General features: G+C 45.6%; 23 protein-coding genes. 8 read left to right on the top strand and 15 right to left on the bottom strand.

The window, feature by feature from the left end; translation table 11 throughout:
• The first annotated feature begins 67 nt into the window (after positions 1-67).
• The gene (locus ACZ5ZC_RS05530; protein WP_048625268.1) at positions 68-1939 is read left to right on the top strand and encodes a methyl-accepting chemotaxis protein; all 1872 of its coding nucleotides are present in this window, start codon (positions 68-70) and stop codon (positions 1937-1939) included.
• A 151-nt stretch (positions 1940-2090) separates the two neighbouring features.
• Here ACZ5ZC_RS05530 and ACZ5ZC_RS05525 read toward each other — a convergent pair whose 3' ends face one another.
• From ACZ5ZC_RS05525 to ACZ5ZC_RS05515, 3 genes are all read right to left on the bottom strand, one after another.
• On the bottom strand, positions 2091-2432 hold the full coding sequence (locus ACZ5ZC_RS05525; RefSeq protein WP_081441257.1) for a VPA0510 family protein: 342 nt from the start codon (positions 2430-2432) through the stop codon (positions 2091-2093).
• A gap of 232 nt (positions 2433-2664) precedes the next feature.
• Entirely contained in the window at positions 2665-3822 is a 1158-nt protein-coding gene (locus ACZ5ZC_RS05520) for an amino acid permease (protein ID WP_006742085.1), read from the bottom strand.
• A gap of 712 nt (positions 3823-4534) precedes the next feature.
• Positions 4535-4846 carry a hypothetical protein gene (locus tag ACZ5ZC_RS05515; RefSeq protein WP_006742087.1) on the bottom strand — a complete coding sequence of 104 codons (312 nt, stop codon included), beginning with the start codon at positions 4844-4846 and terminating at the stop codon, positions 4535-4537.
• Positions 4847-4987: 141 nt separating this feature from the next.
• Between ACZ5ZC_RS05515 and ACZ5ZC_RS05510 the strand changes: the two genes are divergently transcribed.
• Positions 4988-5323: a helix-turn-helix domain-containing protein gene (locus tag ACZ5ZC_RS05510; protein WP_005391220.1), complete on the top strand. Its 336-nt coding sequence runs from the start codon at positions 4988-4990 to the stop codon at positions 5321-5323.
• Between the two features lie 215 nt (positions 5324-5538).
• Here ACZ5ZC_RS05510 and ACZ5ZC_RS05505 read toward each other — a convergent pair whose 3' ends face one another.
• The 7 genes from ACZ5ZC_RS05505 to ACZ5ZC_RS05475 all read right to left on the bottom strand — a co-directional run bounded on the left by ACZ5ZC_RS05505 (position 5539) and on the right by ACZ5ZC_RS05475 (position 13021).
• Positions 5539-6285, bottom strand: coding sequence for a PHP domain-containing protein (locus ACZ5ZC_RS05505; RefSeq protein ID WP_464931477.1), 747 nt, complete (start codon positions 6283-6285; stop codon positions 5539-5541).
• Positions 6286-6310: 25 nt separating this feature from the next.
• The gene (locus ACZ5ZC_RS05500; RefSeq protein ID WP_395213555.1) at positions 6311-7045 is read right to left on the bottom strand and encodes a nucleoside/nucleotide kinase family protein; all 735 of its coding nucleotides are present in this window, start codon (positions 7043-7045) and stop codon (positions 6311-6313) included.
• A gap of 9 nt (positions 7046-7054) precedes the next feature.
• Positions 7055-7573: an MltR family transcriptional regulator gene (locus tag ACZ5ZC_RS05495; protein ID WP_005435522.1), complete on the bottom strand. Its 519-nt coding sequence runs from the start codon at positions 7571-7573 to the stop codon at positions 7055-7057.
• Between the two features lie 59 nt (positions 7574-7632).
• A complete protein-coding gene (locus ACZ5ZC_RS05490; RefSeq protein WP_464931476.1) occupies positions 7633-8904 on the bottom strand; it encodes a zinc-binding dehydrogenase in 1272 nt (423 codons plus the stop codon).
• A 47-nt stretch (positions 8905-8951) separates the two neighbouring features.
• Positions 8952-10376 (bottom strand): PTS mannitol transporter subunit IICB, encoded by a 1425-nt coding sequence (locus ACZ5ZC_RS05485; RefSeq protein WP_464931475.1) that lies wholly within the window; start codon positions 10374-10376, stop codon positions 8952-8954.
• A 12-nt stretch (positions 10377-10388) separates the two neighbouring features.
• A complete protein-coding gene (locus ACZ5ZC_RS05480; protein ID WP_005391226.1) occupies positions 10389-10832 on the bottom strand; it encodes a PTS sugar transporter subunit IIA in 444 nt (147 codons plus the stop codon).
• A 431-nt stretch (positions 10833-11263) separates the two neighbouring features.
• Positions 11264-13021, bottom strand: coding sequence for an SgrR family transcriptional regulator (locus ACZ5ZC_RS05475; protein ID WP_464931474.1), 1758 nt, complete (start codon positions 13019-13021; stop codon positions 11264-11266).
• 394 nt (positions 13022-13415) lie between these two features.
• On the opposite strand from ACZ5ZC_RS05475, the gene ACZ5ZC_RS05470 reads away from it, so the two are divergent.
• Both ACZ5ZC_RS05470 and arsB read left to right on the top strand, forming a co-directional pair.
• Positions 13416-13757: an ArsR/SmtB family transcription factor gene (locus ACZ5ZC_RS05470; protein WP_054867543.1), complete on the top strand. Its 342-nt coding sequence runs from the start codon at positions 13416-13418 to the stop codon at positions 13755-13757.
• An 84-nt stretch (positions 13758-13841) separates the two neighbouring features.
• Positions 13842-14897: an ACR3 family arsenite efflux transporter gene (gene arsB / locus ACZ5ZC_RS05465; protein WP_464931473.1), complete on the top strand. Its 1056-nt coding sequence runs from the start codon at positions 13842-13844 to the stop codon at positions 14895-14897.
• Positions 14898-14940: 43 nt separating this feature from the next.
• On the opposite strand, the gene ACZ5ZC_RS05460 is transcribed toward arsB, so the two are convergent.
• Both ACZ5ZC_RS05460 and ACZ5ZC_RS05455 read right to left on the bottom strand, forming a co-directional pair.
• Positions 14941-15720, bottom strand: coding sequence for a helix-turn-helix transcriptional regulator (locus tag ACZ5ZC_RS05460; RefSeq protein WP_464931472.1), 780 nt, complete (start codon positions 15718-15720; stop codon positions 14941-14943).
• A 21-nt stretch (positions 15721-15741) separates the two neighbouring features.
• The gene (locus tag ACZ5ZC_RS05455; protein ID WP_005391235.1) at positions 15742-16275 is read right to left on the bottom strand and encodes a YbhB/YbcL family Raf kinase inhibitor-like protein; all 534 of its coding nucleotides are present in this window, start codon (positions 16273-16275) and stop codon (positions 15742-15744) included.
• Between the two features lie 188 nt (positions 16276-16463).
• Between ACZ5ZC_RS05455 and ACZ5ZC_RS05450 the strand changes: the two genes are divergently transcribed.
• Positions 16464-17255: a PhzF family phenazine biosynthesis protein gene (locus ACZ5ZC_RS05450; protein ID WP_464931471.1), complete on the top strand. Its 792-nt coding sequence runs from the start codon at positions 16464-16466 to the stop codon at positions 17253-17255.
• A 93-nt stretch (positions 17256-17348) separates the two neighbouring features.
• On the opposite strand, the gene ACZ5ZC_RS05445 is transcribed toward ACZ5ZC_RS05450, so the two are convergent.
• Complete coding sequence (locus tag ACZ5ZC_RS05445) at positions 17349-18377, bottom strand: lactonase family protein (protein WP_464931470.1); 1029 nt, start codon at positions 18375-18377, stop codon at positions 17349-17351.
• A gap of 406 nt (positions 18378-18783) precedes the next feature.
• On the opposite strand from ACZ5ZC_RS05445, the gene ACZ5ZC_RS05440 reads away from it, so the two are divergent.
• Genes ACZ5ZC_RS05440 through ACZ5ZC_RS05430 form a run of 3 tightly spaced genes read left to right on the top strand, consistent with a single transcriptional unit; the run spans position 18784 to position 21759 of the window.
• Entirely contained in the window at positions 18784-19731 is a 948-nt protein-coding gene (locus ACZ5ZC_RS05440) for an HlyD family secretion protein (RefSeq protein WP_029825615.1), read from the top strand.
• Between the two features lie 4 nt (positions 19732-19735).
• Entirely contained in the window at positions 19736-20662 is a 927-nt protein-coding gene (locus tag ACZ5ZC_RS05435) for an ABC transporter ATP-binding protein (RefSeq protein ID WP_005487744.1), read from the top strand.
• The gene (locus ACZ5ZC_RS05430; RefSeq protein ID WP_005498311.1) at positions 20662-21759 is read left to right on the top strand and encodes an ABC transporter permease; all 1098 of its coding nucleotides are present in this window, start codon (positions 20662-20664) and stop codon (positions 21757-21759) included. Before ACZ5ZC_RS05435 ends, ACZ5ZC_RS05430 begins: the two co-directional genes overlap by 1 nt.
• 109 nt (positions 21760-21868) lie before the next feature.
• Here the strand turns inward: ACZ5ZC_RS05430 and ACZ5ZC_RS05425 are convergent, their stop codons facing one another.
• Positions 21869-22240: a hypothetical protein gene (locus tag ACZ5ZC_RS05425; protein WP_005487881.1), complete on the bottom strand. Its 372-nt coding sequence runs from the start codon at positions 22238-22240 to the stop codon at positions 21869-21871.
• 176 nt (positions 22241-22416) lie between these two features.
• Complete coding sequence (locus ACZ5ZC_RS05420; RefSeq protein ID WP_464931469.1) at positions 22417-23364, bottom strand: endonuclease/exonuclease/phosphatase family protein; 948 nt, start codon at positions 23362-23364, stop codon at positions 22417-22419.
• Positions 23365-23382: the final 18 nt, after the last annotated feature.

The following is a 23382-nucleotide window of genomic DNA, read 5'->3' as shown; positions in this document are numbered from 1 at the left end:
CGAATTCGCCCGTTTAAAAAGAGGTGAAAGCATAGTGAAGCCAACCGGGAGAATCAGAGGAAAGCTCATGAAATTTAGACATAAGGTTGTCACAGCCTCGTCATTTTTGCTGCTAATTACCGTGTCACTACTGTCGACGCAACAAGTTATGACGATCCGCTCCCAAACGCAGGAGCACATTGACTCGAGTGTGAACGAGATATTGACCAGTGTTGGCAATACCGTGCAATCTGAAATGAATGCTAAAAAGGATCTCGCTCGTTCTATTACTGAAGTTATCGAACTTAATCCAAGTTCACACAACTACGTTCAGAACATTCTTGAGCGACCAACACCAAAAGCCAGCTTTCTTGCGATTGGCTTTGGTTATGAAAGCAATGGCTTCGTGATTGAAAATGACGACGGCTGGGAAGCAGGACCAGACTACGATCCGCGTCAACGTCCTTGGTTCATCGCAGCTAAAAACAAAGGCGATTTGGTCGTAACAGACCCATACGTCGATGCGTCTTCAAAAAACGTCATCATCTCTGTTGGTACACCAGTAAAAGAAAACGGCCAGTTCTTAGCTGGTATGTTTTATGACCTCGAACTAACTACCCTTTCTGACCTCGTCAACCAAGTGAATCTGTTTGACGCTGGTTACTTATTTTTGGTCACCGCTGATGGAACAACCATTGCTCACCCTCAAAGCAAATACAACGGTGAAAAAGTTGGTAGCTACCTACCACAGGTCGATCTTACACAATCAACGCAACACATTGAGATCGATGGCGATCGTTATATGATTAACTTGACTCACATCCCGGGCGAGAACTGGTACGTGGGTTCAGTTATTGATGAAGCTATCGCCTACTCTGCCGTAGGAGAGCTTCGCAACAGCGCTATTATTTATTCAATCATTGCCGTGATTGCTTCTGTTATTGCACTGACTCTGCTCATTCGCACACTCATGCGTCCGCTGGACACTTTAAACAACGCGATTAAAGGTGTTGCGTCTGGGAAAGGCGATCTTACACAGCGCCTTGAAACTGATACTGACCAAGAATTCTCAGAGCTTGCTACAAACTTCAATACGTTCATGGAAAACTTGCAACAGCAAATTATTGAGTCGAAGAGTATTTCTGATCAAATTTTGAATGGCACTCAAATCACCGCTGAGGGTGCAAAAGATTCGGCTGGTGCTATTCAAACTCAGCTACAAGAGCTAGAACAATTAGCCACCGCGATGCACGAAATGTCTGTTACCGCGACTGAAGTTGCCAATAATGCGCAAGGCGCAGCGAGTGCAGCCAAAGAAGCTGATCAAGCAACGGTTGAGGGCTCTTCTGTGGTCGGTGAATCGACACAAACGATCAATATGCTTTCCGATAGCATTGACCTTGCTGTCGAAGAAGTGCAAGTGCTTGAATCTGCAACCGCCAACATCGAAACGATTCTAAAAGTCATCAACGATATTGCGGACCAAACGAACTTACTCGCGTTGAATGCCGCAATTGAGGCTGCACGTGCGGGAGAATCTGGCCGAGGCTTCGCCGTCGTTGCTGATGAAGTTCGTACACTGGCGCAACGAACCCAAGAATCAACAACAGAAATTCGTACTATGATTGAGCAGCTGCAATCTGGCGCATCATCTGTGGCAAATGCTATGCATCAAAGCAAGGGTAGCGCTGTAGAAGCCGTAGAAAAAGCAGACTTGGCAAACAACGCGTTACAACGTATTCGTGATGCAATTCAGCGTATTTCTGATATGAACTTACAAATCGCCTCAGCGGCGGAAGAGCAAAGCTTAGTTGCGGAAGAGATCAACAACAATACGGTGAATATTAAAGACCTATCGACTCAAGTCGCCGAATCTGCGAATCGAACTAACGATGCTATGCAAGCACAGCAAGAAGATGTGCATAAACAAGATCAAATATTAAACCGATTTACAGTCTAGTCTTCACCTAAAAAAACAGCGAGCCAATGCTCGCTGTTTTTGTTTTTAGACCTCTATCGCAGTGGTATCTAGACTTAGAACGCCTAGTTTTTAGTGTTGTTGCCACTCGGCTCAAAACTGTTATCACGCTTGCTATGCTGCCTTTCCCACTCTAATTGAATTCAACATGGATATAGCGGTCATTGGAGCGACGATAATAACGATCATCCACTTTTAAATAGGTGAAATCTCCAATCTTTATGTAGGTACTATTACGAGGAATTCGGTCGTGGTAGTAGTAACTGCGTCTTGGTCGTCGAGACTCCACATAAATAACGTCACGATGTTTATACTTATGTTTATGCTTGTGCTTGCGTTTATGATGATGGTGATGCTCATGATGGTGATCATATCGATGACCATGCCTATGTTTCGGGTCAGCCATCACTTCTGTACTGAACACACCTAAAGACAATATAACGCCAACCATGGCAAAAGATAATTGCTTTGACACAACAGAGCCTCTTATTCATATCAACATCGATATAATAGAAGGGTGAATCACTGTACATGTCAGCCTTTCGCTAAGGAGTTTTACTACAAGGTCAAAGCTTATCGTGATTATCAGAGAAACGTCAAACATCACAAATGCTGATGACTTTGAGTGGCCTGGATTCGGCTATGAATACAAAAAAGCCGCCCGTTATACAACGAGCGGCTCAGTTTTTAAATCAGCTAGCGTGATTTTATACTGCTTGGGCAAACAGCAAGAAACAGCCGAACAGGAAGATCATGCTCATTCCCATTACGCCACCACCAGCTTCATAAATATTGTCATCTTCTACTGGCACTCGACGCACTTTCATTGTCATTGATAATGGGACAAAGACCGCGAGAAACACAAGAATAATCCCCGCGTAGCTAAGAATAGCCAAGAAGTGTTCTGGCGCAAATACAGCACCTAGTAGTGGTAGCACAAAAGTAGTAACAAAAATCACCGGCTTGCTTGCTTTCAGTAGGTCTGCATTTTGATCGTATAGCGCCATTGCCACACCTAAGAACGATGTTAACAGTGCTAACCCAGTGAACATGGATAGGATAAACTCCAAACCCTCGTATTGCTGACCTAATACCGAGATCAACTCCGTTACGTTGGAGTATTGAACAAGCTCATGAGGTGGTAGGTTACCGACAACTGCTAACAACCATAATAAGTAACAAACAAGCGGAATAGTTGAACCCACGATAATCATATTACGCAGTTGTGTTTTGCTCGCTTCTTTGTTGTAAGTTACGAGCGATGGGATCACGACCATAAAACCGAAACTGGTGAAAAGCACCGAGCTTGTCTTAATTAGCGCCATCTTATCGTCACTCACGACTTCATCAAGTCCCTCAAACGAGACGCTTGGTGCAAGCGCAAAAAGTGTCAGAATCAGCGCCACGATCATGCCTAGGAACAAACCGCGATTAAGCTTATCTACAACCCCTGTGCCTGCCGAAACAATGATACCGACTAAAAGAGTAAAACCGACTTGGCTTGCGATCGTAGATGTTGGCAGCCCAATTGAGGCTGTTACTTTTTGTACGAGATCACCCGCACCAATGATATAAGCCATCAATAGACAAACTAACAGGGCGTAAAGCAAGCTGTTGGTTACCAACTGGCCACCTTTACCTAGCGTTTCGCGAGCAATTGCATTCATGCTCGCGCCGCCGCCTACTTTGCAACTGGCCTCAAGAAGGAGCAGCGCAGCGTAAGTCGTCCCAGCCCAGATAAATAACATAAGAAGAGTGCCCCAGAGGAGGCCAAATTGAGCAAGCACCATTGGTATAGCAAGCATACCAGCGCCAAGAGCAGTACCTGCAACGATCAGGGAGCTGCCGACAAGTTTTAGGTTCACGGTTAATACCTCTAAATTCAATCCGTTTATTTCTCGCCAGTTGTGCTACATCCAAAGCACACCCAACAAAACGCTCTACTCAGCCAAAATTTGGTTACAAGAACTCTATGTTACAAGAGCCCTGTATGGCTAAGAAAGCATGCAGCAAAAGGTGGTTAATTCAATTGCACATGAACACTTGAGAGTCGTTTTGGGCGATGTCATCGTTGATGAAATGCGCACAACTTTGGGTTCGAAGCAAAATTGTTCATCTTAATTCATCAACGCCATTCGTTATGAATGGATTTGGTTCGAAAAGATTGTAAGGCATAAGCAGGACGATTGAAAAGCAAAAGGTCAATCTTATAGCGATATATTTTAACAACTCTCCTCATTCACCTAAGATGTGTTGTTATTTTCATCACTAATCAGTCTTTTATCGCCTAATGAGAGTAAGAACGTGCTCAACCGCTCAATTTTGGATGGGTGTACAAATTAATTTACAGTTCAAGTAAAGGTGTTAGATTCCAGGGGCGTAGCCTAGATCGGACAATATCGCTATTATTCGCTGCGTGCCGACACTGTTCGGTTCACATACCTCTAAACACTGATTTACGGTTCGAAACTATAGGTAAATGAGTGTCCGAATGCTGGGTGTGGTTCCCCAGCATTTGCATCCTTTCTTTTTGGTGTTATCCAAACTGTCTAAATCTAAGCTAGCTTGCCCATTCTATTAATACGCTTTATCTAACGCTCCGATGATATAAGTTAATGCTGAAACGCCCATATCCGCGACCTGCTTCTCAGTCACACTCATATTTTCATACGCAATCTGCAACTCTACCTCACCTATCGATTCTTTATGAAGATAAAGCTCTTTGTAGTTCATCAACCTCTGTTGAGACTGTCGAGTCAGAGCGACAACATTTTCTTTAGTGACACGATGCTGCTCATTAAGCTCGCTAAATAATTGATCTAAAATGCGTTGCATTTTGCGAATTGAAGATTTTGTCTCGATTGATTTGTATGATTGATACTTTTCCATTGAGTTTATAACTGACTAAAATATGTACATTTTTATTAGATAGCTATTCTTATACTGATTGCAAAACAGGTAAATATGAGATGGTTAAACTGGTCCACTTCTTGCTTTATTTAGGTCAAAACTGTCCTTTCAGGAGAGCACATGCAGGTCGATCCTATTATTGAAGCACTGATTGCGAGAAGAAAAGCGAGTGGCCTCTCCCGTGAACAAATGGCAAACATCGCAGGGATGAGCGTGAAAACGTATCAACGGATAGAGCGTGGAGAATCCGACCTGAAACTTTCCCAATATCGCTCCATACTGCGCTCTCTGCATTTGACCGATCTCGACATCGCATTGGATATAAGAGACGTTCAACACGTAACAGCAGATGATCTAATGGCCGTTGCACGCTTGCTGTCTCCTGAAGCTCAGTCCCTACTTGTTCGCCTGTTATCGCTCGTTATTGAACAGCGGAACACAAAAAGCGGCTCATAATCTTATGACTGATTAAGAGCAATAAAATTCCCGCTCGTCCTATAATATTCTCGAATTATGGCCTTCGTTCCCTTTTTCATTGATTCTTCTTTTCACGCTTTAAATCACAGTCGCGTTGTTTGTTCTACGCCTCCCCAAAACGAATAAAACCCGCAGCTTGGCGGGTTTTAGGGCTGTATAAGAAAATACTTCATTTAATGTGTTTGGGATTTTACTTAGTAAAAATCCTTAAACTCTGGAATCCTCGCCTTACCTCTCAGCAATAAGAAGTTCAAGAATCGGCTCGTCGACGTAGTGAGTATCTTCTCTTCTTCCACACCGTGTTTTTCCAGCAAAGCAATCGCCAAATCTAACTTAGAGATCTCTTCACAGAAGTGCGCATCAGATCCGGTACTGAAGTAAACGCCAATCTCTTTGCCCAGCTCGACAATGCGATCACAACGAGAATCACTGCCCTTACGGCTTTTGCCTATCAAAGATGTATTGTTAACTTCAACCGCAACATTGTTCTCTTTCGCGCAGCGCAGCACCTGTTCCATATCGAATGGGTAATTTGGGTTACCTAAGTGACCGAGAACATCCACCCTGCCGCTTTTAATAGCACTTATCAGAGCGGCAGTATGCTCAGCTTCGGTCGCGGGCTTGAATACGGGTTCATGGAAACTCGCAATCACCCAGTCAAGATGTTGGTCAGAGGAAGGTGGTAAGTCTATCTCCCCTTTCACATTCAGCGTGTTAGCTTCTACACCGCGGAGAATACCTACATCGTGTAAAAAGCGGGGCAAAATTCTTTGATTATTGAAATGCCAGTAGTGAGGGGCTCCTGGCATTTCGGGAGCATGATCGGTGGTACAAAGAAGTTTTAGCCCCTTATTCTTGGCTGCCAATGCGTTCTCTAAAATGGTGCTGTAGGCATGTCCACTGGCAATAGTATGGGTGTGGCTATCAACGACGATATCCATGGTGACCTCCTAAATTGTGGACGAATTATCGAATTTCGAACGAACCGTTTTGATTGAGAAACAGCGTGAGATCCGCTGGAATTGAGTGATTTAAAACCTTATCTACATTTACGGCATCTGAGTTCAAATAAAACTCCAATGCAGCTTCTGGCTCTGTACCACCACGAATCTTACGGTTTACTAAGCGTTCTTGCAGAAACTCAGGCTGTGTATCGACGAAGACGGTAAAATCTGCCAAACGATGCAGTTCATTCCACACTGGTTCATTAAGCAGTAACCAATTCCCCTCAACGACAACCACATTCCGATTTACCAAAATGGCGTCGTCGACTGGATCATGCAAATTGCGGTCGTAGTATGGCCATTTTGTATCTTTCATTTTGAGCTGTTTGAGCTTGTCGATAAGCTCCGTCAGATTAAATGTTTGATAGGACCCCTTAATACTGCGCAGAGGCACGAGCTCGCCATCTCGTTCAATCGTATTGTTGTCGAGGATCTCATTTGGATAGTGGAAACCATCAAACGGCAGCACTTGTAAAGGCTCTTGGTTTTCATCTTGTTCAGAGAGATGTTCCCAGAACGCAGCAAGGGTTGACTTACCGCTACCCGGAGGGGCACACAAGAACACCACAATGCGTTCCTGCTTCTCATGATAAAGACGGGTAAATTTTTCGATAAGAGGTTGATGGATTCGCTTTACGTCGGCATCAGGAAAGGTAGCTTCGGTTTCAAAACCACTGACGTTTAAATTCACTTTCATGGTGAACCCTTATTGATTGATCTCCCCTTCGATTCTTTCTATCAACATTTCACACGACAGCTTCAACACTGTTTTGATGAGAGATTCGTATCTCATTTGCGAAAAGGACTCAAACGAAGAGAACTTAAGCTGATTGATCGACTCAAGATAAAAGCTGTCTTGCTGAGAAGAGAGTACCGCTTGGTTTTTGATGAAATCGTAAATCACGTCATCCGCGAATTCGACTTTCTCAGGTTGGCTAACCACGTACTCCAAGACCTGATCGTACAATCCGATATCGGCGTAAGTTTCTAAAGAGATTTTGCCCATCGCAAACATCAGCTTAGATACCACATCGGTCGTCACCAACGGACCATCTTCTTTCAATAGAGGATCCACAGCATACTCCTTCACTAGATCGTCTTGGACGAACACGCTCGGAAGTAATGCTTTTAACTTGAGGTTAATTATTTTGTTAGAAACCTGAAGAAACGCAGTGGCATTTTCGCACTCGTCCAGTTTCTCCAGTAATTCGTCTTCACGTGACAACGTATTATGACCTCTCCATTATGTGGCAGCGCAAAGGCTACCACACAAATTCGTTGCAACTAAACCGTTAAGCTCACGTCATAAAACTCAAGTAACGCTTTTTCTGCATGCGCGTTCCACACATAGTTGTTCGCGCACAAAATCGCATCGAGTTCCGCAAAGAACGGGTCTTGATCTGCCAGCGATAAAAAGTCATCAATCGCCGTCAATGGCAGGTCAATATGTGGGTAAATCAACTTCTTACCGCCCGGAATATCCAACTGATTCAGAATCGTATGGGGTGCAGCTTGTAAGCCACCAACATGGGTTATCATGAAAGATGGGTTGATCTTGCCTTGTGAGGAAAGCTCAATAGATTCCACCATGTCACCCTTTGAACCACCGGACGTCCCTACAATATGGGTTGATTCGTAATGCACGTTGTAGAAGTTAAACGGCACTTTGAAGTTCTTATCCGTTGGGCCAGCAAAGAAGTTGAGGCAGCCATCATTGCCAAGTAGCTCATCGGCTTGTTCTAGCACTTGAGCAACCGCCGCGTAGACCATTACATCGTCATAACCATTGCCACCGTTGAGTGCTTTGAGATACGCGACCGGATCGTCGATTTTAGCGGTATTCACGTAGTGCAGTTCTACGCCCTGCTCTTTGGCTTTTGCAATGGGAATGAGGCTTTCAGCTCGGTCTAAACGCGCGGCGTCGATGTCCGTCACCACGATCAGTTTTGGCTTTACAGGGCCGTTGATCGCATAGTCAATCGCACCAATGCCCATTGGGCCAGCACACGCCAAAAGCGCTAACGCACCACCTTCTTTAATGCCCATATCGTGCTCGTACACGTATTGCGTGGTGTGGTAGCTCGCATGGTACGCACCGATAATGCAAGACATTGGCTCAGCCAGCGACGCATCAGCAAAGTAATCGCCGTGGTAAGGCAGCACGCAGCCTAGGTCGATAGCGATTTTAGGAATAATGGAATACGTCGCGTTACCGCCAAATGTCTCATAGCTGTAGCCCGCCGAGTAGCCTGTTGGCAAGCCCATGGCAGGTTGCAAAACAAAGTAGTCACCAGCTTTGAATTGATCTTTTAGATTCTCACCGACTTCAACAATCACACCTGCGTATTCATGACCTGTCATTACTGGCACTTCGTCAATGTTTTCAGGAACGCGTTTGTGTTTGCTACCTAACAATGCTGCTTTGTAAGTGGATAGACAAATGCTGTTTGAAATGTTTTTAACCAGAAGTTCGTCGGCTGAAATGTTTGGTAAATCAAAGGTTCTTAGTTGAACGTTTTCCTCACCACAGATAACCGCTGCCGTTGTTTGTACCATGATTTCTCTCCTAATTGGGGCGATCCCTGCCGCCCCAAACTGCATTGTTAGGCTGGTTGCTCAGTCGCGACCGTTTGTTGCTTAATCTTGTCCATCAGCTCGTCAAGCGCTGGGTCGTTGAGGAAGTTCTTGATCGTTACGACTGGTAAACCTGTCGCGTTGACTGCACGGCTTTCTAAGCTCTCGTGTGTCACGACGATATCGGCTTCACTCGGGACTTTCTCGATGGCGAAGTTCTTCACTTCAATGTCTATCCCAGCTTGTACTAGCTTGCGTTTGAAGGTCGATGCGCCCATTGCACTAGAGCCCATACCCGCATCACATGCGAATGCGACAAATGAAATTGGTTTGCTTAGTTCTTGCGTCGTCGCAGCTGCAACTGGCTTAACTGCGCCTTCCGCTTTCATCTCTTTCATGTCAGAAACTGACTTCTCAAACTCGCTTTCTTTTTCTTCTGATTTGCTCACCTTCAGAATCGCACTTGCTACCAAGAAAGAGACAATCGTTGCACTTGTCACACCGGCGATGGTCGCAATGAAGCTACCTTTCGGAGTAAGAGCAAGGTAAGAGAAGATAGAGCCTGGACTTGGACCCGCGACCAAACCTGCATCGAATAGGTTGAAGGTTGCGATGCCTGTTGCCGCACCAGCAATCATTGCCACAATCATGATTGGTTTCATGAGTACGTATGGGAAGTACAGCTCATGAATACCACCAAAGAAGTGAATGATGATGGCACTTGGCGCAGAGCGTTTAGATAAACCCTGACCAAACTTTGCGTAAGCCAGCAGCATACCAAGACCTGGGCCTGGGTTAGATGCCACCATAAAGAAGATAGATTTACCTGTTTCAGCTGCCGCCTGCAGACCTAGTGGGTAATAAATGCCTTGGTCGATAGCATTGTTTAGGAACAGCACTTTCGCAGGCTCGTTGATAATCGCAAGCAGAGGAAGGAATCCCGTTGCCACCAAGGCTTCGATGCCTGATTTCACAAACAAGTTTGCCGCTGTTACCGCAGGACCAACAATCTCGTAGGCGAACAGACACAGAATCATGCCCACAATACCTAGTGAGAAGTTGTTCACGACCATCTCAAAACCAGAAGGTATGCGGTGTTGAATACGTTTATCCACTTGCACCACAATCCAAGCGCTCAGTGGACCCATGATCATTGCGCCAACAAACATCGGTATATCAGCCCCGACAATCACGCCCATCGTACCGATAGCCCCCGCTACCGCGCCGCGTTTTTCACCAACAATCTGACCACCGGTGTAACCAATCAAAAGTGGCAGCAAGTAAGTGATCATTGGCCCCACGAGTTCGCCAAAGGCTTCGTTTGGCATCCAACCCGTGGGAATAAAGAGTGCAGTAATAAAGCCCCAAGCGATAAAGGCTCCGATATTTGGCAGCACCATGGCGGTCAAATGACCTCCGAAGGCTTGCACATTAGCTCGCATGTTTGCTTTCACGTTATGTTCCTTTTAGTATGCTTTTATTATGTCTAGCACTTGTTCTTTGGAAGAGGCTTGTGCCAGTTTTGCAATGTTCTCTTCATCCACAAACATCTCGCTCAACGCTTGAATCACCTCAATGTGGGTATCAGAGTCTTTCGCAGCTAAGGTAATAAGAATATTGGCCGGACCGAGATCCGATCCAAAATCAACAGGTGACGGGAAAATATGGATGCCTAAGCCTGTTTTTAAAACACCAGTTTCAGGTCGGGCATGAGGCATTGCCAATCCAGGGCATAACACATAGTAAGGACCGTTTTCTTCCGTTGAACGGATGATTGCATCAGCATAATGCTGGGAGACGTAACCTTTATTTTCTAGGTATTGAGTGGTCTTTTTAACCGCATCTTGCCATTGGTAAGCGCGATCATTAATTACATCTACTAGTTCGTGGTCGATTAACTCGTACAACATATTTAACCCTATCAACAGTTCGTCATCTGATGGGTTAATTATCAATAACAGAGTCCCAACCGCGCAACCGAGCTACTTTTGCGCTTCGAGTCACACTTTAAAGCCTGTCAATTTGTTTAAATGGACAGAGCTCAAAAATCCCACACGTAAAAAATCTACAAATTTTATTTGAGCAACAAGTCAATAGACGAATTTTGAATACAATCACCTTCTCGAAAATATTCTTAAAGTTACATTATTTAAATCAGATCACATTAGACCTATTGACTCGATATAATTCGTGATTAATTTCAAAGTTCATTTCGGGCTGTTTCTTGATCACTCGCGCTCAAACGTAGATAAGCATCACACTTGTTGGCTAGAAAAAATAAAAACGTCACTGGCTTTCACCAAATTGCAGACACAAAAAACCGCCATTCAGGCGGTTTTGATCAGTCCGCAGACCAAACGGATCGTATGTCTGGCCATCCCCAGTTTGTGAGTGCGACATCTTCCAAGACCCCTTGAAAACGTAGCGTCTGAGTATGGTGAAACATCGGTGCAATCCAATATTCGCTAATCAATGTGGACGCAATCGGCTCTAACGCGCTCAGATAATCTTCAAGCGGTGAGAATGCGCGGACATTTTCCATTTGAGCATCCAACCACGCCGCATTTTGCGCCCCTAAGGTGTGGTAAAGCACGGCATTGCTAAAGAAGTTGCTAAACGCAGACGCATGACGGTTATCGTCCAAGTTAATATTGGTGACAACCAGAGTCTCATCTAGCGTGCCGTTTTTGGCTTTCTCGCTCAGTTCACGGTAGGAGTACATAACGATCTCCACTCGGCTGCCCGCACGCTCTAAACGCGAAGAAATCGCTCGTGCGCACCGGCGTAGCGCCGTGTAATTGTACCCTGCGATGGTGATCAGCTTTGGCAACTTGACCGCATCTCCAAAGGGGCGCAACACTGGCTTCCAGTTAGGCAATAAGTTATAAGCAGGTATGCTCCCAAATATAATGTTTTCACTACGCATCACGTCAGCTAGCAGTTCAGGTTGAATCAATTCACTGATGTATCGGCGCTGGGCCTGAGACAAAGCGTGCTTTGCATGATGGTTAAACAGTGCGAACAAACAACCGTCTTCCGTTCGACTGCGTTTACTCGCTGGTGATACTTCACTGTTTGGCGTCGACATATAGTGGCTGCACATGTCATCAGCAGAATCAGGTTCTGGTTGCAATGTGTTTGCGGCAAGCGATGGATTTTCCATCTGTTCATCGTTGACGATCCATATCGTCACAAAATCCGTTAATACTCGACACGCGTAATAGCCATCAAACGCTTGCAGTTTCAAACGGTTTTCACTGTGCTCAACGACGGAAAATGGGCCACTCCCCACCACCAACTTGTTGCTAGCAACGTTCACCTGACTCACGGGCTGAATGCCATATTTCACGCCAGAAATAAGTCCAGCAAAACCCAAGTCAGGTCGATTAAGCTTAAAAACAACCTTCAACGGATTAAGTGCCGTAATGTTGGCAACATGCTCCAGCTCTTTTTCGTAGTATTCCAAAGAGCTTAATTTGGCGAACAAACTGACAACCGTTTCAGCATCAATTGGGTTGCCATTATGAAAAGTCAGACCCGGACGAAGATAAAATGTCCATTCGTACAAGCTGTCATCATAACGCCAATGATGAGCCAACTCTGGCTGCACCTGTCCGTTGTAATCGCTCGAAACCAAACAACAATAAATTTGGCGAAGCAAAAAACGTTCACTACTTCGCTGCAGTTGATGCGGAACAACACGCTCGAACATGCGTTTGTAGGTCAGTTGAATGTTGAGCTGACCTTCTTGAACCGATGCACCTGACGTTGTTTTTAATAAACGTCCAAACGCAATTTCATCTTCATCTAATATCGCGAGCGCTTTCTCATACTTACCTCGCTTAATACGCGCGAGAGCTAAGCTTTCTTTTAAAGCCTCTAACTCGATATTGAGTACGAGGGTCGAACGCTGATTTCTTCCTGCTTTCGGATACCAACTCAACCACATTTTATCCTGCATTTGCGACAACAGGCTGCGCGCATGCCGAGGAGAGGTAAACAATAAATCGGCGATTTCTTGCAGCGTGGTTTTTGCTTCATTACCAACACCAAAAGAGAGCAAGCGTTGGTAATAACGAAATAAGTTGAGATCAGACACCGCACGCACCTTAACTCTAGGAGGCCATTCAATAGGCGTATTTTACTGAACTTGGCGGCAATAAAATAAGAAAACTTCCAAACACTTTGTTCCCCTTTTACTAACATTTCGTGCTTATATTGTAGGAAAACCCCACCAATTCGGTTTTATCAGGAATAAAGCGAAGAAATCTACTCTCTTTTTCGCCTCCCCTTTTTTCACCATACTGATTTAGCGAGCAGGAAATATAGAGAATTGCTCATGACCTAACCCCCAAGCAGAACTTAGCTCCTGATACCACACCCCCAATTCGTCGTATCTTTAAGTTCTGCTTTTTTACTGCCAACAGTTGCGCCTTAGAAAAAGCACACGTACACTTAATCGCAATTCGACGATTAACTATAAAGGTCTACTCATGAGCAACCAATGCAACGAAACGTGCCAAATTGCTTTTGAAACCACGCAACAACAACTCGATAAAGAACAAGCACTCGCCGCTCAAGCGAAAGCGCTGTCTCATCCTGCTCGCTTACGCATTCTGCATATTCTTCACACTTTAGACACCATGGGTGGCTGCTTAAATAGCGATTTAGTCTCTGAGTTATGTTTAGCGCAATCGACTGTATCAGAACACTTACGCATTCTAAAACAGGCCGGGTTTATCAGTGCAGAACCTAACCCGCCAAAGGTTTGTTACCGCATTCAACGTGAAAAACTGAACGCGTTTAACGCTCAATTTTCCGGTTTATTTAGCTAAGACACGTTGCGCGCTTTCCATGCGCGCAAAGATAAACTATAACCTTATATATCGCCTTTCGACGATAAACGAATAGAGACCACTATGACGACTGAAGTTTTAAATAGTGCCAGCGAAAAAATGAGCTTTCTTGACCGCTACTTAACGGTTTGGATCTTTGTCGCAATGGCCATCGGCGTGGGGATAGGCGCAGCCTACCCGCAAGTAGCAGAATGGAACGAAGCAATGTCCGTTGGTAGTACGAACGTACCACTCGCCATTGGTTTGATTTTGATGATGTACCCACCACTCGCCAAGGTGAACTACGGTCTATTAGGAACGGTAACGAGAGATAAAAAAGCCATCACGCTGTCTCTGGTTATGAACTGGATCATCGGCCCAATCCTGATGTTCGTTCTTGCTTTAACCTTTCTTGGTGATCATCCAGGTTACATGGTCGGTATTATTTTGATTGGCCTTGCACGCTGCATCGCTATGGTTTTAGTGTGGAATGATATTGGCGGCGGCAACAAAGAATATGGCGCGGCCTTGGTGGCATTAAATAGCGCATTTCAAATTCTGACTTACAGCGTTATGGCTTGGCTATTCATCACCGAACTTCCACCGTTCTTTGGCTACGAAGGTTTTGTGGTTGATATTTCCATGGGTGACATTGCAGAAAGCGTATTGATTTACTTAGGAATTCCTTTCCTCGCTGGTTTTCTCAGTCGTAAATGGTTAGTCGCTGCAAAGGGTGAGAAGTGGTACAACGATGTGTTTATTCCTCGAATTTCACCCATTACTTTGATCGCTTTGCTCGCCACCATAGTGCTGATGTTCAGCCTCAAAGGAGAGATGATTTTACAACTGCCAATGGATGTGTTCCGCGTGGCAGTCCCACTAGCGATCTACTTCGTATTGATGTTTTTTACCAGCTTCTTTATCGGGAAGAGAATGGGCATCCCCTACGATAAAAATGCCTCCATCGCTTTTACGGCGACGGGCAACAACTTCGAGCTGGCGATCGCGGTTTCCATTGCTGTATTTGGCCTGAACTCCGATCAAGCATTCGCTGGCGTGATTGGTCCGCTAATAGAGGTTCCTGTTCTGATTGCTTTGGTTAACGTCGCACTGAGGATGAAAACCAAATACCAGAGCTAAAATTGGAAACATAAAAGATCGAGCCAAACAGCAATATTAAGTACTAACTGACGACAGTTTTTATGTACTCACTGGGCGTTAAACCAAACTTCCCTTTAAATCGTTGGCTAAAACGGCCTTCCGATTGATAGCCACACAACTGCGCGAGTAACGCAACGTTGTATGAACCATTTTGCATCAGGTAGAGTGCGTGATTTAAGCGCACTTCTGCCAGCACTTCGCGATACTGAGTGCCCTCTTGCTTGAGTTTGCGTATCAACGTTGCTCGGCTCATAGCAAAGCGCTCAGCAACAAATTCCAAAGGGTGGTCATCGCCCGGAGAGCGTGACAGATAGCGGCTGAGTTTCTGACTGAACGAGGTATTGGAACTCGAGAAAAGCCGATGCAATAGTCCTCGCTCTGCTAACTGCTGATACAACCCCATCATCCAATAACGTTGCGTCGCTTCACTTAAACTTTCCCGTTCAAAAGAAAACAAGGCATTTAATGTCGCTTGCAGTGCTTTGTCTGTCTCCACCGCTGGGACGTAATTTCCCAATGCATTACTCATACTCAGCTCTAACATTTCATCGCTAGGTACGCAGTGAAAACTGAACATTCGTGAGAGAAAACGCCCTTGTTGAGGAAGGTTTTCAAAATTCAGCGAAGCGTTTGTTTCACAAAGCATGATGTTAGGATGAAGAATATCAAACGCTTCGTCTTTCCAAAACAGACGCTTACTCCCTTTAATGATCTGGATAATACTCGGGGAGTGAATCCTGACGTTACGCAGCTTTTGCTGCTGCTCCGCACGAAACAGCGTCACTTGATATTGATGCCCCATCTTCTCCCCTTAAGCATTTAATTATCGCGTGTAAGTCGCGGTTAACTTCGCGTTGTCCAATGCAACACTATTCAACGTAAATCCTACAACCGCCGCTGGCGTGTTCTCATCCAAGTTCAACTTATCACTCGGCAGCGCCCAAACGGTAAACTGGTAGCGGTGCATACCATCTTTTTCTGGCGGACATGCGCCGCCAAAACCAGTAGTACCGTAATCGATACGAGACTCCTTACCGCCGAGCTTACTGATATCAACGCCACGAGGCAGCTCGTTAACTGAGGCTGGAATATCAAACGCTATCCAATGCCAAAAACCACTGCCTGTTGGTGCATCAGGATCGTACGCGGTAATCGCAAAACTTTTTGTACCCTTTGGAACGTCTTTCCACATCAGTTGTGGAGACTGGTTCGCACCATCACATCCCCAACCTGAATATTCAAATGTCTTCGCCATTGGATGACCTTCTTGAATATCTTTGCTCGTTAGTTCAAAAGCATGGGCAGAGCCGATAACCAAAACGCTAAGGGCCAAAACAGACTTGTGAATCGCTTTCATGTGTTTCTTCCTTTCAATGAGTTCAATTCAAGTCTATTCATCAACCCAAGCCAAGATACATCAATAAGTATCACAAAATATAAAACCATCGTCTATTTTGATACTTTAAGATTCAAACATAAATTTCTTATTCTCTGAGTTGCATCTGGTTTATGCTAACCAACCGCTCAGAGAACAAGGAAGACAAAATGGAACTGGATATCTACGTCGTTGACGCATTTACAGACACGCAATTTAAAGGCAACTCAGCCGCAGTCGTACCCTTGCAAGAATGGTTAGAACCAGAGCGAATGCAAAACATTGCAGCGGAAAACAACCTCTCTGAAACCGCGTTTGTTAAAGCGATTGGTACGAATCAATATGAAGTACGCTGGTTTTCGCCACTCACAGAAATCGACTTTTGTGGACACGCAACGCTCGCCGCTTCCATGGTGTTGTTCGATCAACTCGGCGTTACAGGAAGTATTGAGTTTCACACATTAAAAGTGGGCACCTTAACCGTAATTAAGAACGCACTTGGCAAGATTGAAATGACATTTCCGACAAGAGCGCCACAACCCGTCAACGCCATTCCTACGCAATTAATTGAGGGATTAAACTGCGAAGTAACACACGTACTGCTTAGCCCGCAAGCTTACTTCGTCATCGTGGAAGATGAGCAAACCGTTTTCGATGTTCAATATCGATCCGACCAACTGAAACAACTCGCCCCTTACGATGTCGTCGTCACATCAAAAGGCAGTCAATACGACTTTGTATCTCGCTACTTTTGGCCAGCGAACGGCGGAGATGAAGACCCTGTCACAGGATCAGTCCACGCAGGCTTAGCACCATATTGGGCGCAAGAGCTCGGCAAAGCATCTTTAGTGGCGTATCAAGCATCAGCGCGTGGTGGCGTTCTGTACTGCGAAGTCAAAGAAAATTGCGTCAATGTATCTGGTGATGGTGTGTTGTATATGAAAGGCAAAATTTACGTCTAACTGCGCGTTGAGGATTGGCGTTAACTGTTTTTATCCTTGAGAGCCTAGCCGCCCGCTAGGCTTTTCTATTTCCTGTTGTTTCAGCGTTAATCGTTACAAAGGTTGTTCGACAATACACACTGGAGAGCCTATCTCACAGTCATAACCCGTTGGGGTAATTTCACCGGTTTGAGGGTTGCGACAAAAGCTCACCACATTGTGGGAATGTTGATTGGCAACCAGCAACCACTTTTGATCATGAGACAACACAAAATCTCGTGGAAAAGCCCCTTCACAGTGAATGGCTGCTCGCCTTTTGGGCGTATCGCCAGACACATCAAACACACTGATTTTGTTCTGAGCTCGGCAAGAGACATACAAGAACGTTTCATCTTGCGAAAGACGAATCGCCGCCGCCGCTTGCTGATTCTCTTCCCCTCCTAATAATTCTGTTTGATTCAAGATAAGCCATTTATCTTGATGCTTAACTAGAACAATCAAGGTTTCTGACAGTTCGCAAACCACATACGCTGTCGACTCTTGTTGGTTAAACACCACATGGCGCGGTCCCGAACCTGCGGGCAAATGAATCACTTGCGACAGTGAAAAATCCGGCGGCTGGGCATCGTAATCATAAATAAGGACGCTATCGCTGCCTAAGTCTACGACAACCAATTGATCACTGTGCTTTAAAAACGTGACTTGATGAGCATGAGGAGAAGTTTGGCGTTCTAAATTCGGCCCGCATCCATCAACGTATAAATCCGCCAATAAACCTAGCGGTTTACCATCGCGATCCAATTGAAATACGCTAACATTTCCAGATCCATAATTAGCAACCGCCAAAAACGGTTCTTTGATATCCAAATGACACGGATAATCACCATTAATCGGCAAAGAGACGGATTCACTACCACGAAAAAACGCGAGCTCTGCACCTTCATTTCTATCCATTTCGCTAAACGTATACAGCCCGTGTTCGGTGATCGTGAGATAGGACGGATTACGTTGAACTACAGCATCGTCAAGCCGAGTCAGTTCACCCGTTTCAGTGTTCAGCGATACACGCGCAATGCCCGTGCTCGTACTCGGTGGGTTGGTGTAAGTGCCAATATAAAAATGCACGTGACCAGTTGTTGTCATGGATGGCCTGATATGAGTGATTCGTATTATTCAACACCTTGCCTATTGTCATGGCAGACCGCAATCCATTTTACGAATCAGCCACTTAAAATGTGAAGTGATTTCTAATTCAGAATCAAGTGACAACTTGCAGCCCCAACTAGCCTAGTGTTTATCGCTGGGCATTTAATTTTACTTATCAGGAAAAACCTGACCTCGTTCAAGTTTTTTTCATTCCACCACGCGACAAGCTTGTTCCAACGCTAAGCCTCTCTATTTAAAAAGAATCGCTTGTAGATAAAATGCTAAGCTCTAAAAAGAAATCGTTATGGATGGCAGTTAGCGACGGATTGGCGGGCTCAATCAACACGCTCCTCTCCGCAAGTTATCTATTCATGCATTACTTCTTCAAAGGAAGCACCGCACTATGAAGCGAATCATTTTTGGCACATTGATTATTGCCCTTTTAAGCGCCTGTTCAAAAGATAACACGCACCAAGCGCTTGGCACCTTAGAGCGTGACCGCGTAACGTTTACCGCCACATCTAATGAGATAATTAGAGCCCTTCCCGTCAAAGAAGGCAGCTTGGTCAGTGAAGGGGAAGTGTTGGTTCAGCTCGATACTAAGAATCAACAAGCAGTTCTTGCACACGCCGTTGCCGAGCAAGCCAAAGCGGGAGCGTATTTGCTTAAATTGACCAATGGTGAACGCCCAGAAGACATTGCTGCCGCATCGGCACGCGTAGCCCGAGCGGAAGCGCAGCTCACCGAAGCGCAAAAAAACTATCAACGCAAAGCAGAACTGGTGCGTAAAAAGCTCATCAGCCAATCCGAAAAAGATTCCGCTCTTGCGGCAAGGGACTCTGCGAGAGCGGAATTAGACTCAGCAAAAGAAGAGTTCAGTAAGCTCACCGCAGGTTCTCGCCTAGAAGACATCGAACAAGCTAAAGCCGCTTTAATGGCGGCAAAAGCCGAAGTGGCGTTGCAAGAGCAAAAACTGGCAGAACTCACCATCACGGCTACGCGTGACGGTACGCTCGATAATTTGCCTTACAATCTTGGCGAACGCGTACCAGTGAACGGTGTGGTTGCCGTGATTCAAGCCAACCGCGTGCCGTATGCGCGAGTGTATGTTCCTGCCGATTATCGAATCGGGTTTATTCCTGGGAAAACCGTGACGGTAAATGTCGATGGCCTTGAGAATCCATTACAAGGCACCGTTCGTTGGGTGGCTAGTGAACCTTCATTCACGCCCTACTTTGCACTAACCGAAGAAGAACGTTCACGATTGATGTATCTAGCAGAAGTTGATTTACCTGAGTCTGCCAAAATGTTGCCGTCCGGTGTGCCTGCCCAAGTAGATTTGGTGGAGTAAGCCAATGACCGAGTATGCAATTCAAGCTCAAAATGTGGTCAAAAAGTTCGGCGACTTTACTGCTATCAATAACATCACACTCAACGTGCCCAAAGGCAGCATTTACGGATTTTTGGGGCCAAATGGTTGCGGTAAGTCGACCACCATTCGTGTGCTCACCGGCCTTCTTAGCCCAAGTGAAGGCAGTGTGGATGTGCTTGGGTTAGAAATCCCAAAACAATCCGAACAACTGCGGCTCAAAATTGGCTACATGACACAAAAGTTCTCGTTGTACGATGACCTATCCGTTCAAGAGAACCTTGAATTTATTGGGCAAATTTTTGGTTTAAGCAGCAAGTCGCTGAAAGAGCGGATCGAAGAGCAGCTCACCACTTACGGGTTGGATCAATTGCGCAAACAGCGCGTAAGCGGCATGAGTGGCGGTCAAAAGCAGCGCCTTTCACTCGCCGCGGCGACCATGCACAAACCCGAACTGCTATTTTTGGATGAGCCAACATCCGCTGTTGACCCCGAAAATCGACGCGATTTTTGGGAGCAGTTGTTCGACTTGTGCGATCAAGGTACGACGATTTTGGTCACCACGCATTACATGGACGAAGCGGAACGCTGCCACCGTCTGGCGATCATGGAATCGGGCGAAATTCGTGCCGATGGCGAACCCGAACAGTTGATGGAACAGATGGGCGTTAATATCATTGAGGTGAAAGCCGACAAACTTCGTGAACTTAAAGAAAAGCTGATTCAACGTGACGAAGTTCGCTCTGCGGCGCAGTTGGGGATTCGTTTACGCATCCTTATCCACCAGCATGTCGAGCAGCCGATTGAATGGTTAAAGCAGACGTTTCCCGAACTTCAAAACGCTGAAATGAACCACGCTCGCCCAAGCTTAGAAGATGTTTTTGTCAGCGTGACAGGGAAAGGCCGCCAATGATGAAACCTATCGCTCGCATGAAAGCCGTCATGATCAAAGAGATTCGCCAACTTTCCCGTGACCGAATCACATTTGGCATGGTGGTGATGATCCCGCTTATCCAGCTTTTGCTGTTCGGCTTCGCAATCAATACAGACATTCGCAACATTCCGGTAGGTGTTGTCGATCAAAGTGGCAGTACCGCCGGGCGGATCATTACCCAGTCCGTAAAAGTCACTCAAGTGGTGGATATCAAAGAAACCTATGCCACCGCGCAAGAGGCTGAACAAGCGATTCAAGATGGTATTGTGCGCGCCGTGCTGATTTTGCCAAGCGATCTCACACAACGCATGATGCAAGGTCGAGAGCTTGGCCAATGGATTGTGGATGGGTCAGATACCATGATCAGCTCGGCAATATTGTCGTTGCAAACCATGCCATTGACCGATTTTGATTTCGAGATTCGCCCAGCGCCAAGCAAAACATTCGAAGTCGCACTCTACTACAACCCAAGTCGGCGTTCTGCGGTCAATATCGTACCCGGCTTACTCGGTGTGATTCTCACCATGACGATGATTTTGTTCACCAGTGCCGCGATTGTACGAGAACGTGAACGGGGAAATTTGGAGCTATTGATCACCACGCCCATCCACTCGATAGAGCTAATGGTGGCGAAAATCGTGCCATATATCTTTGTCGGCTTAATTCAGGTTTTCATCATTCTAGGGTTGGGACATTGGATTTTCGGCGTACCGATTAACGGTGCAATCAGCCAAATTCTGTTTGGAACCTTGTTGTTTATCGCCGCCAGCTTAACTTTAGGATTGGTCATATCCACCATCGCCACAACACAGCTTCAAGCCATGCAAATGACAGTGTTCATTCTTCTGCCTTCGATTCTGCTGTCTGGATTTATGTTTCCTTACGAGGGCATGCCAGTCGCAGCACAGTGGATTTCAGAAGCCCTGCCCGCCACTCACTTTATGCGCATGATTCGAGGCATAGTGTTACGAGGGGCGGATCTGATGGACTTATGGCGAGATACCCTTTGGTTGCTCGGGTTTACCGTATTTGGATTGGTCGTCGCGTCACTAAGGTTTAAGAAATCGCTCGATTAAAGTTACCCATTTTTCTCTTTCGCAAAAACAAAAATAGCCTCGACAAAGAGGCTATTTTTGTTTGGAAATTTGAATGTCTAACAGGCAATGCTCAATGGCACGATTCGGTTTAGTAATATTCTCCAAAAGAACAATCGCGTAAGTCAGAAATGCTGTAGTTCTTCAACGAGTTAATTTTGAAGTTAAAAACCACTTCTTTACATACCATCCCGTCTCGGTCGGTATAGGTGATGAACCCTTCACTGTAAGCACGCTTGCCATCAGAGGATTTAACATGCGCAGCAAGCTCTAAATGCCCTTTGTGCGCCTCTACGCGGTTCATCATTTCAAACACATCCATCCACTCTTCGCGATTTGCCATTTGTATCAACATGGATTTGGCCTGTGTTTCCAACTGCTGCGGATACACGTAATAACGGTTGTAACCAAAGTATGCGCACATCAGTAATAGAACGAGTGCAAATGAGGTTGTTCTTGTCATGCAAGCTGCCTCTTGTTGTTATAAAAATCCTGCTTCGTTAGTTCAGTATAGGAAGCAAGCAAAGTTTAGGTCATGGAACTTGCTCAAATAACAGAGAACAGTCAGAGACAGTCAATTCTATGAAAAGCTCAGTACCGGTTTTACTTATGAAACATGACAAACTCTAAGGGCTTGAACTATGGGATATGCACACCGATCTGGGTTGTCACCATGCGGTGATCTGAGCCTTGAGGAAAAGCAGAGGATTCACGAGAGCAGATGATTCGCTGTCCTTGCTCAGATTTTAGCCACAAATGATCAATACCTATCATCATCGGCTCTGGCACGTTTATGCCTTTGATGTTAGTTGGCCAGCTCGTCACTGGCGCGGTTTGAAAACTCGGGAACAGCGCAGAAAAACGAGGGCTAACCGAGGAGAGATTGAAATCCCCCACAACCAACACCTCTGGCTCAGGATAAAGCGCGGTCAGCGTTTCTATGGTTCGCACCAGCGCATTTCTTTGATGCCAAAGCTCGCTGGTTCTTGGTGACGGTGGATGAGCCGCAAACAAAGTGATCGGTGCTTGACCTTTAGGCAACCAAACCGCTCTGATGACTTCTTGTCCATTTGGCGCACGATAAACCGAAACCTCCGTGATCGGGTGTCGGCTAAGAATCATCAAATTTGATGGGTACCCTACGTCACGTTGGCCACCATGATAATGCGGATAGACATCATCCAACATGTGCAAGAGGCTACCAACTCGCGGCGTCAGCTCTTGCATCACCACCAAATCAGCAGGATGCCTCAACAGATAGTTGATGAACTGATTGATGTCTGAGTTTTCGTAAAAAAGATTAAATTGAATGACGCTCAACGAGTGCGAGCAAGACGCCACATGACTGCGCTGCGGCGGAACAAGTAACGAGACAAACAAAATAGCGACAAAGGCAGAAAATGCACTTTGCAACCATCTGCGAGCGATAAAAAACGCCGAGGCTAAAATAACGTAAGTGAACACAATGAGGGCGGGAATCGAGGTAAGATTCTCCGCCCACCAAATATGTTCAATTTGCCTGACCGCCAGCCAAATAAGAGCGGGTAGAAGCAATAGGATCCACTTAAAAACGCTCGACACACGCACTGCTCGTTTCGCTATTAC

The sequence above is a fragment of the Vibrio sp. JCM 18905 genome, assembly GCF_055393305.1.
This window is presented reverse-complemented; position numbering and strand designations above follow the sequence as displayed.